At 64.1% G+C, this 12,791-nt stretch carries 12 protein-coding genes; 4 read left to right on the forward strand and 8 right to left on the reverse strand.

What is annotated here, in order from left to right; translation table 11 throughout:
- Positions 1–56 precede the first annotated feature (56 nt).
- From AC0NIL_RS15645 to AC0NIL_RS15660, 4 genes are all read left to right on the forward strand, one after another.
- The gene (locus tag AC0NIL_RS15645; RefSeq protein ID WP_127367323.1) at positions 57–2,180 is read left to right on the forward strand and encodes an ABC transporter permease; all 2,124 of its coding nucleotides are present in this window, start codon (positions 57–59) and stop codon (positions 2,178–2,180) included.
- Positions 2,177–3,232 (forward strand): NHL repeat-containing protein, encoded by a 1,056-nt coding sequence (locus AC0NIL_RS15650; RefSeq protein WP_473572080.1) that lies wholly within the window; start codon positions 2,177–2,179, stop codon positions 3,230–3,232. The genes AC0NIL_RS15645 and AC0NIL_RS15650 overlap by 4 nt, the downstream gene beginning before the upstream one ends.
- Positions 3,232–4,728, forward strand: a complete 1,497-nt coding sequence (locus AC0NIL_RS15655) for a sugar ABC transporter ATP-binding protein (RefSeq protein WP_013530841.1) — start codon at positions 3,232–3,234, stop codon at positions 4,726–4,728. The genes AC0NIL_RS15650 and AC0NIL_RS15655 overlap by 1 nt, the downstream gene beginning before the upstream one ends.
- Before the next feature lie 219 nt (positions 4,729–4,947).
- Positions 4,948–5,355, forward strand: a complete 408-nt coding sequence (locus tag AC0NIL_RS15660; protein ID WP_275952680.1) for a carboxymuconolactone decarboxylase family protein — start codon at positions 4,948–4,950, stop codon at positions 5,353–5,355.
- Positions 5,356–5,359: 4 nt separating this feature from the next.
- Here the strand turns inward: AC0NIL_RS15660 and AC0NIL_RS15665 are convergent, their stop codons facing one another.
- From AC0NIL_RS15665 to AC0NIL_RS15700, 8 genes are all read right to left on the reverse strand, one after another.
- The gene (locus AC0NIL_RS15665; protein WP_064994052.1) at positions 5,360–6,247 is read right to left on the reverse strand and encodes an amidohydrolase family protein; all 888 of its coding nucleotides are present in this window, start codon (positions 6,245–6,247) and stop codon (positions 5,360–5,362) included.
- Positions 6,247–7,383: a vWA domain-containing protein gene (locus tag AC0NIL_RS15670; protein WP_127366528.1), complete on the reverse strand. Its 1,137-nt coding sequence runs from the start codon at positions 7,381–7,383 to the stop codon at positions 6,247–6,249. Before AC0NIL_RS15670 ends, AC0NIL_RS15665 begins: the two co-directional genes overlap by 1 nt.
- A gap of 199 nt (positions 7,384–7,582) precedes the next feature.
- Entirely contained in the window at positions 7,583–8,464 is an 882-nt protein-coding gene (locus AC0NIL_RS15675) for an AAA family ATPase (protein ID WP_473572078.1), read from the reverse strand.
- A gap of 7 nt (positions 8,465–8,471) precedes the next feature.
- A complete protein-coding gene (locus AC0NIL_RS15680; RefSeq protein WP_023756899.1) occupies positions 8,472–9,476 on the reverse strand; it encodes a xanthine dehydrogenase family protein molybdopterin-binding subunit in 1,005 nt (334 codons plus the stop codon).
- A 1-nt stretch (position 9,477) separates the two neighbouring features.
- The gene (locus tag AC0NIL_RS15685; protein WP_027160700.1) at positions 9,478–10,845 is read right to left on the reverse strand and encodes a xanthine dehydrogenase family protein molybdopterin-binding subunit; all 1,368 of its coding nucleotides are present in this window, start codon (positions 10,843–10,845) and stop codon (positions 9,478–9,480) included.
- A gap of 13 nt (positions 10,846–10,858) precedes the next feature.
- Complete coding sequence (locus AC0NIL_RS15690; protein WP_027160699.1) at positions 10,859–11,341, reverse strand: (2Fe-2S)-binding protein; 483 nt, start codon at positions 11,339–11,341, stop codon at positions 10,859–10,861.
- Between the two features lie 59 nt (positions 11,342–11,400).
- Entirely contained in the window at positions 11,401–12,195 is a 795-nt protein-coding gene (locus AC0NIL_RS15695; protein ID WP_473572076.1) for an FAD binding domain-containing protein, read from the reverse strand.
- 13 nt (positions 12,196–12,208) lie between these two features.
- Positions 12,209–12,652: an SRPBCC family protein gene (locus tag AC0NIL_RS15700; RefSeq protein WP_127321791.1), complete on the reverse strand. Its 444-nt coding sequence runs from the start codon at positions 12,650–12,652 to the stop codon at positions 12,209–12,211.
- Between the last annotated feature and the right edge of the window lie 139 nt (positions 12,653–12,791).

Raw genomic sequence — 12,791 nt, forward strand, 5'->3', positions numbered from 1 at the left:
GCGAGGTGACCGGAAGGATCCGGTCACCTCGTCCCCTCATGGAATAGCAGCAGCCGATGTCCTTTCGCGAACGCCTCCAGTCCTGGCGCTACAATCTCGTGCCCGACCATGTCGTCGGCGAGATACTGACCAAACGCTGGACCGACAACGCCATTCCGTTCCTGGCGCTGGTGGCGACATTGGCGACCTTCGGCTCGGTCATTCCCGGCTTCTTCAAGCTGACCGCTTTGCAGGAATCGACCCGCCAGCTCGGCGAGTTCTCGATGGTCGTCACCGGCATGACGGTGGTGATGCTGGGTGGCGGCATCGATCTGTCGGTCGGCTCGATCTTCGCGCTGTCGTGCTTTTCCGCCGTCTATGTCTTCTTCATCCTCGAACAGTCGATCTGGCTGGCGCTGGCCGCATCGCTCGCCACCGGCCTCATCTTCGGCGCCATCAACGGCTACCTTGTCGGCTATCTCAGGCTGCGCGCCTTTCTCACCACGCTGGTGACCTTCATCTTCGGCCGGGCGCTGTTCGACATCCTGGTCACCACCTATGCCGCCGATGTGCAGCTCTCGACCGCGACATCGGATGTGCTCGACTTCATCGGCGACAGCACCTTCTGGGGGCTGTCCGTCTCGGTGTGGCTGGCGATCATCCTGGCCATCGTCACCCATATCGCGCTGACGCGTTCGCGGCCGGGCTGGCACGTGCTGGCGGTCGGCGGCTCCAGGCGCTCGGCGCACAATGCCGGCATCCGCGTGCGCCGCACCGTGTTCATGACCTATGTCTTCTCCGGCTTCTGCGCCTCGATCGGCGGCTTCCTCATTGCTTGCCGGTTGAGCGGGGCAGGGCCGGGAACCGGCCTCAACCTCGAGATCATGGCGCTGACGGCGGCGGTGGTCGGCGGCGTCAGCCTCGGCGGCGGGCGCGGCTCGGTGATCAAGGGGCTGATGGGCGCAATCATCGTGCTGACCATGACCAACGGTCTGATCCGCTTGGGCTACGGCACCGGCACCAACCAGATGGTGCTCGGCATCATGTTGGCGGTGGCGGTGACCATCGACATCCGCTGGCTGAAGAACCGGCACAAGGTGCTGAATGAGGTCTATGTCGCGCCGGTCTATCTCAAGATGGGCGAGACACAGTCGGCCGCACCCGGCTCGGGCACGCCATACGAACTCGACAACAGGCTGTCGGCCGCAGAGCATATCGGGCTTGGCGAGCTGGAGGGGCCGGAAGACGTCATCCTCGACCGCGACGACAACCTCTATTGCGGCACGCGCCATGGCGAGATCGTCCGCTTCTTCGCGCCGGACTATGTCAGGTCGGAGGTGTTTGCCCACATCGGCGGTTTCCCGCTGGGGCTGGCCTTCGACAAATCAGGCAATCTGATCAGCTGCGTCGGCGCGATGGGGCTCTACTCCGTCTCGCCGGATCGTGAGGTCAAAAGACTGTCGGCCGAAACGTCGCGCTCGTGGACCTCGATCGTCGACGATGCACGGCTGCGTGACCCCAACGACTGCGATATCGCACCGGACGGCCGCATCTATTTCACAGATTCAACTAAGCGATATGACGCCCACGATTGGGCGCTGGATTCGATCGAGAACCGTGCCACCGGCCGGCTGCTGGTCTACGACCCGAAGGACGGTTCGACGAAGACGCTGCTCGACGGTTACCGCTACACCAACGGTGTGTGCATGGCGCATGACGGCAAGTCGCTGTTCTTCGCCGAAAGCTGGGCCTGCCGCGTGCACCGCTACTGGCTGGAGGGGCCGAAGGCCGGCACCGCCGAATGCGTCATCCGCGACATGCCGGGCTATCCCGACAACATCAACCGCGCCTCCGACGGCAATTACTGGATGGCGTGGCTCGGCATGCGCACGCCGAGCTTCGACCTGTCGCTGCGCCATCCCGACATGCGCAAGCGCATGACGCGCCGGCTGCCGCAGGACGAATGGCTGTTCCCCAACATCAACACCGGCGGTGTGGTGAAATTCAATGACAGGGGCGGCATCGTCGAGGCGATGGGCGATCTCACCGGCGGCGCGCACCCGATGGTCACCTCGATGCGCGAGCACAAGGGGTATCTGTTCGTAGGCGGCATCCTCAACAACCGCATCGGCCGCTACAAGATTTCAGGCGCCGACCCGAACTGGACCAGCCCCGCTTCCTATTGGGGAGCAAAGCCATGATCCTCGACCCGGTGCTCGACCTGTTCCGCGGCAAGGCGGTGACCATCCCGCCGCTCGACGGCGCTTTTCGCCCCAATACGCGGCTGGATGATGCGCCGGCTTTTGCCGAGCTGACGGAACCGGATAATCTGCTGGTTACCGGTGACAGGCTGGTGGTCTCCAGCGGCAACGCCATCCATTCGATTGCTGCTGGAGCGCAACCTGTCGTGGTCGAGACCTTTCCGTCTGCCGTCACCGCGCTGGCGCTGTCGCCATCCGGCGAACTGACCGTCGGGCTGGAAAGCGGCAAGTTGCTGATTGGCGGCAGCGACGTTTCACTGCCGGCCGGGATCAGCTGCATCACCGCACTAGCCTATGCGGATGACGGCACGCTGTGGCTGGCCAACGGCTCGGCCGAGCATGCGCCATCGCAATGGGCCGCCGATCTGATGAAGAAGGGCGTGTCCGGTTCGCTCTGGAAGCGAGGCGCCGCAGGCGGTGATTTCCGCAAACTCGCCGGCGACATTGCCTTTCCCTACGGGCTGCATCCTGTCGGCAAGGATGTGCTTGTCAGTGAAAGCTGGCGCCATCAGTTGGTGCGTTTCGGCGGCGCGACGGGCAGCCGTTCGACGGTTCTGACGCATCTGCCAGGCTATCCCGCGCGGCTGTCGCCGTCCGCCGATGGTGGGGCCTGGCTGACCTTGTTTGCGCCGCGCAACCGGCTGATCGAATTCGTGCTGCAGGAAACGCATTACCGGCAGGACATGCTGAGCCAAGTGCCGCCGGCTTACTGGATCGCGCCGGCACTGGCGTCCAGCCGCAGCTTCCTCGAGCCGCTGCAATGCGGCGGCATCCGCACCATGGGCATCCACAAGCCATGGTCGCCAAGCCGCTCCTACGGGCTGGTGGTCAGGCTCGACCAGAAGATGCAGCCGCAATTCAGCCTGCACAGCCGCGCCAATGGAACGCGTCATGGCATCTGCAGCGTTGCGGAAAAGGACGGCCGGCTGTTTGTCGCCTCCAGAGGCGGCGACTGCGTGCTGGCGATCGACCTCGCTTCGGGAGGTTTCTGATGGAACCGATCGTTCGGCTGGAAAACGTCACCAAGAATTATCGCGGCGTGCCCGCGGTGAAGAACGTCAGCTTCGAACTGCGCAAGGGCGAGATCCATGCGCTGCTCGGCGAGAACGGCGCGGGAAAATCGACGCTGACCAAGATCATCGCCGGTGTGGTCGATGCCACCTCGGGCAAGATGTTCCACAAGGGCCAGGAAATCGCCTACGCCTCGCCGCACGCAGCGCTTGAAGCCGGCATCGCGATGGTGTTCCAGGAGACCAGCCTGGTGCCGTCGATGACGGTGGCGCAGAACCTTTATCTCGGCACCGAAAAGTTCCTCAACCGGCTGCGCGGCACCTACATTTCAGCGCAGCAGTTCCTGCAGTCGCTGAATTTTCCGGTCGACCCCAACGCCATGGTGGCAACGTTGGGCGCCGCCAAGCGGCAGATGGTCGAGATCGCGCGCGCCGTCCACCACAATGCCGAGATCATCATCTTCGACGAGCCGACGGCGACGCTGACGCCGGAGGAGAAGCGGCACTTCTTCGCGCTGATCCGCCGGCTGAAGGCGGGCGGCGTCTCGATCGTCTTCATCAGCCATGCGCTGGAAGAGGCGCTCGATATCGCCGACCGCATCACCATCCTGCGCGACGGCGAGCTGGTCATTACCGACGACACATCCGCCTTCGACCGCGACAGGATCGTTTCCGCCATGGTCGGGCGCACGCTATCGGGACAGATCTACCGCCAGCGCGACGAAGCGAAGCTGCGCAAGGCGGGCAAGAAAGTGCTGTCGGTGCAGGACATTTCGATGAGCAATGTCGTGCGCAACACCTCTTTTTCGATCTTCGAAGGCCAGATCACCGGCGTGTTTGGGCTGATCGGCTCCGGCCGCACCGAGACATTCAAGATCGTCTCAGGCATCTACAAGCGGGATTTCCTGCGCGGCGGCGCGATTGAACTCGATGACAGACCGGTGCGCTATCTCGTGCCGAGCGAAGCGGTGGCCGACGGCATCGTCTATGTCACCGAGGACCGCAAGAGCGAAGGCATCTTCGAGACGATGGGCATTGCCGAAAACCTGTTCGGCGGACTGCTGGCGGCGGGCCGCGAAAAGGCCTGGGTGATCAACACGCAGGAGATGCGCGCGCTCTCGGCCGAATGGACGAAGACGCTGAACATCAAGGCAATCAACGACAATGCGCGCGTCGTCGAGCTGTCAGGCGGCAACCAGCAGAAGGTGGTGATCGGCAAGGGGCTGGTGCAGAAGCCGCGCATCGTCATCTTCGACGAGCCGACACGTGGCGTCGATGTCGGCGCGATCGCCGAGATCCACCAGATCATCAACCGGCTGGCCGATGAGGGGCTGGCCGTCGTCGTCATCTCGTCCTACCTGCCGGAGATCATGAACCTGTCCGACCGCATCCTGGTCTGCCGCCAGGGCCGCATCGTCGAGGAGTTTTCGCCGGCGGAGGCCACGGAGGAGAAGATCATGTACGCGGCCGTGCATTAGATTCAGGTGAGGCCGGCCTGCAAATGGCGGTTTCCTGCGCTTCCGGTGCTCACGTACGAAAAGTACGCTCCGCTCCGGTTCTCGGAACTCACCATTTTCGACTCGGCCTGACCTGAATCTAGACGCCGGCGCTGGAAAAGTGAATCGGACGAGTGGATTGGCCGCAATTGCTCAAGACCTGATTCAATTCACGCAACGATCCAACGAAGGAAAAACCCCATGGCCACCACAAAACTCCTCAGCGATGCCGAGGTCGAAAAGATTCCCGCCGTGAAAGCCGTGTTCGACGACATCCGCGCGACGCGCAAATCCGATTTCGTCAACAATTTCTGGCGCGGGCTGGCCAATGATCCTTCGGCGCTGAAGCGGATCTGGGAACAGTTGAAGGTGGTGATGGTCGCCGACAGCGCCATCGATCCGCTGACCAAGGAGATGATCTACATCGCGGTGTCGACCGCCAATGGCTGCTCCTACTGCGTCCACTCGCACACGGCGGCAGCCCGCGCCAAGGGCATGACCGATGCGCAGCATGGCGAACTGGTGTCGATCATCGGGCTCGCCGGCCAGACCAACCATCTGGTGACGGCGATGCAGATTCCAGTCGATCCGCAGTTCGAGGTGAAGTGAGGCGTCACACCGGCCGGTAAACCTTCTCCGCCGTGTTCCAGAAGATATCCGCCTCGGCCACCGCACCATGCTTGGCCACCGCGTCGCGGTGCGCCTTGATCAGCTCAGCGTGGCTGGTCCACAGTTTCTCGATCGGGAAGTTCGAACCGAACATCAGATGGTCGGCGCCCAGGATATCGATCGCGTTGTCTACGACATAGGCGATCAGCAGGGGATCGTTGCGGTGGACGAAGGTGCCGAGGCCCGACAGCTTGGCGTAAAGATTGGGCGCCGCCGACAGCGTTTGCAGGCCTGCCTTCCAGGCCTCGGTGGTTTCCGGTTCCATGCCGGTCAGCATGCCTGCATGGGTGAGGATGAAATTCGTTTCGGGGTTCTCGCCGACCAGCGTCAGGCCGTCCTTCATCTGGGCGGGGAAGAGCTGCAGGTCGAAGGACAGGCCATAATCCTTGAGCCGCGCCACATTGGCGCGCACTTTCGGGTCGATCACCTGATCGGCGGAGGCGGCGAAGCGGAAGGCCGGGGTCTCGTGCCAGTGCAACTGCATGCGCACGCCGCGCAGCAGCTTGTATTTCATCAAGCGATCGATCTGAGGCCTGATATCGTCGACGGTCATGTCGGTGTAGCCGACGATGGCATGCGGCCAGCCGGTTTCGTCGGACGTCTTCTGCAGGAAAGCGACTTCCTTCTCGAAATCCTCCTTGGCCCAGTTGGTCTGGACGTAGACGGCCTTCTCGACGCCTGAATCCCTCTGGTCTTCGAGAAATTCCTCGATCGGATAGTCGCGCCGGATCGGTTCGTAGGGGCCGAAGATGCGCGGCACCATCGGTCCGACCAGCCATGGCTGGTCCTGTTGGCGCCAGATGTGAAAATGTGCGTCGATGGTTTTCTGCATCATGAAACCCTCTTCCAGATTGTCGCCGCCGCCGGAGCAGGGCGGGCGAGCGACAGGATGAAATCGGTGAGACCGGCAAGCGACGAGCCGTCGACGAGATCGTCGAGGTCAGGCAGGATGGCGCGAAGTGCCGCCGTTGCCGGCCGGAAGCGCGGGTCGCCGGCCAAAGGTGTGGCCAGCGACAGCCGGAAGGCGCGGGCGCTCAGCCGCCGCATGGCTGTCTCCAACTCGGCATGATCGCCGCGTTCCAGCGCGTCGGACAGGATGACGATAGCGGCACCGCGTGCAAAGGCTGAAAAGCGCGGCACCGAGAGGAAAGCGAGCAGCGTCGGCCCCATCCGGGTGCCGCCGTCCCAATCGTCGACCTGGGCAGCGGCGCGGGCCAATGCCTGGTCGCGGTCGCGGATGCGCAATGCCGTGGTGATGCGGGTCAGCCGCGTGCCGAAGGTGAAGATTTCGGCGCGGTCGGCACCTTGCACGGCGGCATGCGCCAGCTTGAGATAGTCTGCGGTGTGCAGCTTCATCGAGCCGGAAACGTCGATCAGCAGCAGCAGCTTGCGCGGCACGGTCTGGCGGCGGCGCAGCAGCGGCGAGGGCACGTCGCCATCGGCGCTGACGATTTCCCGCAGCGACCGGCGCAGATCGAGCTTGCCGCGCGAATGCGTGCGCACGGTGCGGAACGAGCGGCGGGCGGGCAAGGCTGAAGCGAGCCTGCGGCGGAAAGCGGCAAGGTTGTCGTCGTCGCGCTTGAAATCGCGGGTACTCAGTTGTTCGGCGCCGGAAGAGAGTTCGCCACCTTCCTGATGGCTGATGACCTCGATCTCTTCCTGGCTCGCACCGCCATCATCCTTGATGCGGGTTTCCTCGTCGGCGTCGCCTTCGACCACGGCGGACCTGTTGCCATAGAAATGGCTCTGGAAATGCGCTTCGAATTCGTCGCGGCGGTCGGGCGGCGGCGCCAGCGTGGCGAGGGCGGCCTCGCGGATGTCCGCCATCGAGCGCGGCCCGAGCAACGTCACCGCCTGCATGAAGCCGGAGACTTGCTCGGGGGCTATGGCAAAGCCGTAGCGTCGCAAGAGCCTGGCAAAACCCAGGAATGGCGAGGCGGCGCGGGGGAAGCTTGTTTCCCGCATCATTCTGTGTCGCCCCCCTCTGTCCTGCCGGACATCTCCCCCTCAAGGGGGGAGATTGGCAGCTCCGGCGCTTCGCTCTGTTCGGCGACGTCAGCGATTAGCGAAAGCGGGGATGACATCCGATCTCCCCCCTTGAGGGGGAGATGTCCGGCAGGACAGAGGGGGGCGCTGTCCCGCCAGCCTTGCGAAATGACCTCCCGCGTCACGCCAGTGCCTCCTCGACGATCCGTCCAAGCTCCGGCGCAATGTAGGAAAGGTCTTCCTCGTCCTTGATCAGCACGCCGATGGCGCGGCGGAAGGCTTCCGGCCACGGGCTGCCGCCTTTCTCCAGGATGGTCGCGGCATTGGCCCATTCGACGGCCTCGGCAATACCCGGCGGCTTGGCCAGCGGCCGGGCACGGATGGTCTGCACGGCCGCCGCCACCGCGCGCGCCGTTACCTCGGCCACATTGCCGGCGCGCAGCATGATGATGGCGGCCTCGCGCTCGGCGTCGGGATAGCCGATCCAGTGGTAGACACAGCGGCGGCGCAGCGCCTCGGCAAGCTCGCGGGTGCGGTTCGAGGTCAGGATGACGATCGGCTGTGCCGTGGCGCGGATTGTGCCGCGTTCGGGAATGCTGATCTGGAAATCGGAGAGGAATTCCAGAAGCAGCGCCTCGAATTCATGGTCCGAGCGGTCGATCTCATCGACCAGCAGCACCCGCTGCTCCGGCGCCTTCAGCACCTGCAGCAGCGGCCGGGCGATCAGGAAACGGTCTTCGTAGATGTCGATCTCATGCTCGCCGGCGTGGCGAATGGCGAGCAGCTGGCGTTGATAATTCCATTCGTAGAGCGCATGCGCAGCGTCGATGCCTTCATAGCATTGCAGCCGCACCAGATCGCGGCCGAGCAGCGCGGCGATCGCCTTGGCCGCTTCCGTCTTGCCGACGCCTGGTGCGCCTTCGAGCAGCAGCGGCTTCCCCAGCCGGATCGCCAGAAAGATCGCGGTCGCAAGACTGTCGTCGGCCAGATAGCGCGAGGCGGCAAGATGCTGCGCCACCGCGTCCGGTGAGATTGCGACAGTCTCGGCGCTTGTCCCGTTCATTCCAGCCTCAGTTCGCCGCTTGCGCCTTCAGCGCGCGCAGGATGCGCTCCGGCGTGATCGGCAGCGTGTCGATGCGCACGCCGACAGCGTCGAAGACGGCATTGGCGACCGCCGGGATCTGCGGGTTGGCGCACATTTCGCCCGGCCCCTTGGCGCCGTATGGTCCGTCCGCCGATGGCCGCTCCAGCACGATGATCTCGGTCTCGGCGAGGTCGCCGGGGCCGGGCATCAGATACTGGTTGAAGTCCGTGCCGCCATGGTCGCGGTTGGGATAATAGGGCTCGGTCGTCTCGTAGAGCGCATGGCTGATGCCCATCCACGAACCGCCGACCAGTTGCTGTTCGACCATCTTCGGGTTCAGCGCGCGGCCGATCTCGAAGACGTTCTTCACAGTCAGCACGGTGACCTCGCCGGTCTCGTCGTCGACCTCGACCTCGGCCACGGTGCAGGCATGCGCGTAGCAGGTCGACGGCTTCATCGCGCCGGTTTCTTTCTCCGGATAGGAGCGCGGAATCAGGAACATGCCGCGGCCCGAGATCGAGCGGCCGCGCTTGAAATGCGCCGACAGCGCGACATCGAAGATCGAGATCGATTTTTGCGGGGCGCCCTTGACCAGGATGTTGCCCTGGCCGTCGGTCTCGAGGTCGGAGGCGTTCACCTCCAGTTCCTCGGCGGCCACTTCCAGCATCACCTGCCGCGCTTCCCTTGCCGCCTGGATGACGGCGTTGCCGGCGCGGTGCGTGCCGCGCGAGGCGAAGGTGCCCATGCAGTGCGGGCCGGTGTCGGTGTCGGCGGTGTCGACGACGACGCGGTCTGTCGGCACGCCGATGGTCTCGGCGCAGATCTGCGCCATGATCTGCTTCATGCCCTGCCCGAGATCGACCGATGACAGCGTCACCATGAAATTGCCTGTCGGCGTCGAGTGCACCAGTGCCTGCGTCGGGTCGCCGCCGAGGTTCATACCGGTGGGATAGTTAATCGCGGCAACGCCGCGTCCGCGCCTGATCGCCATCTCAAGCTCCCTTCACGTAGGAGGACATCGCCAGGTACTTTTCCGCCACCGGCCAGTTGGCGGCGCGCGAGGCTTCCTGCATGCATTCGATCAGCGCGGCGCCCTCTGTCGGCTGGCGGTGCGCCTTCATGTCGCCATCGCGATAGGCGTTGATGAAGCGGAATTCGAGCGGGTCCATGCCGATCAGGCGCGCCAGCTTGTCCATCTGCACCTCCAGCGCGAAATCGCCGATGGTGACGCCGAAGCCGCGCATGGCCGACGACGGCGTGCGGTTGGTGTAGACGCAGTAGGTGTCGATCCAGACGTTCGGAATAGTGTAGGGGCCGGGATAATGCCCCGCGCCCTTCTGCGCGCCATAGGGCGAGTGGCGCGAATAGGCGCCGGCATCGGTGTATCCGGTGACCTTGCGCGCGACGATGCGGCCATCTTTCATGACGCCGTCCTTGATGACGACCTTTTCAGCGGCGCGCGGCGACGAGATCTGCATCTCCTCCTCGCGGCTGTAGATAAAACAGACTGGTCGTCCTGTTAGTTTTGCGCCGAGGATGGCGATCGGCTCGACGATGACGTCGACCTTGCCGCCAAAACCGCCACCGACTGTGCCGCCGACGAAATGCAATTTGCTGCCCGGCATCTGCAGGATGATCGAGGTGTTGTCGAGCGTGAAGAACATCGCCTGCGTGTTGGTATAGCAGGTGAAGCGGTCATTGCCCTCGGGCGCCACCACGCAGCCGGTGGTCTCGGTCGGCGCGTGCTCGATCGGCGAAGACTGGTAGCTCTGCTCCAGTATGTGGTCGGCGCCGGCGAAGCCCGCCTCGACATCGCCGAAGCGCACCTTGCGGCACTCGCCGCTATCATAGAGGTAATAATTCTGGCCGTGATATTCGTTGACCAGCGGCGCGTCGGGTTTCAGCGCCTCTTCCATGTCGAAGACGGCCGGCAGCACCTCATAGTCGACCTTGACCTTGGCTGCGGCCTCTTGTGCCGCGCGCTCGGTTTCGGCCAGCACCGCCACCACGGCCTCGCCCTTCCAGCGCACCTTGCCGTCGGCAAGCACCGTCTCGTCCTCCGGCCCGATCTGGATCAGGATCAGGATGGTGTAGACATTGTGCGGCACATCCTTGGCGGTCAGAATTTTCACCACGCCTGGATGTTTCTCCGCCTCGGAGGTGTCGATCGAGCGGATGCGGGCATGGTGATGCGGGCTGCGCACCATCTTCAGGTGCAGCATGCCGGGAAAGTTGCGGTCGGCGAAAAAGGCGGTCTTGCCGGTGACATGGCCGGGTGAATCCGAGCGCGGCCGCGGCTGGCCGATCTCGTGCAGATCATCCTTGCGGACATCGGCGAAGTAGTTCTTGCGCAGTTCCATTGTTTTGGACCCCTCAGGCCGCGTTCTGCGAATTGGCGCGGGCGGCGGTCAGCACCGCCTGGATGATCGGCTCGTAACCGGTGCAGCGGCAGATGTTGCCCGACAGCGCCTCGACCACCTCGTCGCGGCTGGGATTGGGCGTGTGGTCGAGCAGCGCCTTGGCCGCCATGATCATGCCCGGCGTGCAGAAGCCGCATTGCGTGGCGAACGTGTCGAGGAAGGCCCGCTGCAACGGGTGCAGCACGCCGCCTTCCGCAAGACCGGATGTCGTGGTGATGGTTGCACCATTGCAGGTCTCGGCCAGCGTCAGGCAGGAGAGCCGGAGTTCGCCGTCGATGATGACCGAACAGGCACCACAAGTGCCCTGATGGCAGCCGCCCTTCGGCGAGGTGTCACCGATCTTGTCGCGCAAGGCGTGCAGCAGCGTCGTGCCGCTATCGATAAATTCGGCCTTTTCAGAACCGTTGAGCGTGAACTGAACCGGGATCTTTGCCATGTTTTCCTCCTTGCGCGCCTGCCCGAACCAGCGGACAGACGCGCGCCCCCGAACAAATATTATGCGAGCAGCAACCGGCCGAGATGAACCGGCAGGACTTCGGCGCGATACCAGGCGCTGGCGATCGGGTCGGTGATGGGCGAGGTGCCATCACCGGCCGCGGCCAAGGCCGGCGCGATGCCGTCAGCGGTCAGCGTTCGGCCGATCAGCGCTTTTTCCGCCGCCCTGGCGCGCATGGGCCGATCCGCCATGCAGCCGAGCGCGATCCGCGCCGAGGTCACGGTGCCATCCGACGACAATTCCAGAGCACCGGCTATGCTGAGCACGGAGATGCCCTTGGGCTTGACCCTCGACACTTTCAGGAAGCGGAAACTGTCGGCCTTCGGAAGCGTGAAGCTCACGGAAGTGACGACGGCGCGGCTGCCGTCCCGATTGGCCAGGAAGGTCTCGATCGGTGTTTCGCCGCCATCGGTACTGACCGTCGCATCGAGCGCCAACAGGGCAACGGCGAAATCGCCATAGGGGGCCGGGGCAAAAAGATTGCCGCCGACGGTCGCCATGTTGCGGATGGCCGGGCCGCCGACGGCGCGGGCGGCCTTGGCGAGCGTGCCGAGCCCCGGATGGCCGGCGATCGCCGCCATGGTCACCGAAGCGCCGATGCAGACTTTATCGCCGGCAACGGCGATGGTGGACAGGGACGGCTCGGTCGACCTGATAAGGCCGGAAACCGAAACGTCGCCTTCATTGGCCGCGCGGACGACCAGCGTGCCGCCACCGAGATAGCGGGTGCCGGCCGCCTTCAGTGCCGCGTTCGCGTCTTTCACCGTTGCAAAAGTCTGCAGTGCCAGCGCCATGGTCTGGCTCCTGTCAGCTCTGGCCGGCGAAATGGCTTTTCAGGGCGTTGAAGCCGCCCTGAAAGACATTGGCGCCCATGCCCTCGGCCAGCTTGTCTGCCTCCTCGGGGGCGGCGTCGAAGCTGGCGGTCCATTCGGCGTAGGTGCGGTCGCCATCGGTCACGCGCCGCAGCTGCAGGGTCGCCTTGTGGTTGGTCAGCGGCTGCGGCGTCTCGAGGATGGAGTAGCTGACCAGGAAATTCTGATCGGAGAAGTCGAGCAGCTTTTCGCGCAGGCGGGCGCCGCTGGCGAGCTGGAAATTGCGCACGCAGCCGATTGTGGTGGCATCCTTGCCGTCTTCAATGTGGCTTTCCACCATGCGCGGATGCCAGCCCGGCAGCCCGTTGAAGTCGCGTATGCGCGCCCAGACCTTTTCGACCGGCGCGTCGATGACGCTGGAGATGGTGACTTTGGCCATTCAAAATGTTCCCTTGCAAAAGCGATCCGGTGCAAAGGTAGGGCGGCCATTTCAGCGACGCTTATCAATGCGTCTTGAGCGCCTATCAAGGAGTCTGAAAAAGGGCGGGGAGTCTGAAAAAGGGCGGGGAGTCTGAAAA

It is taken from the genome of Mesorhizobium sp. WSM1343 (genome assembly GCF_055901535.1).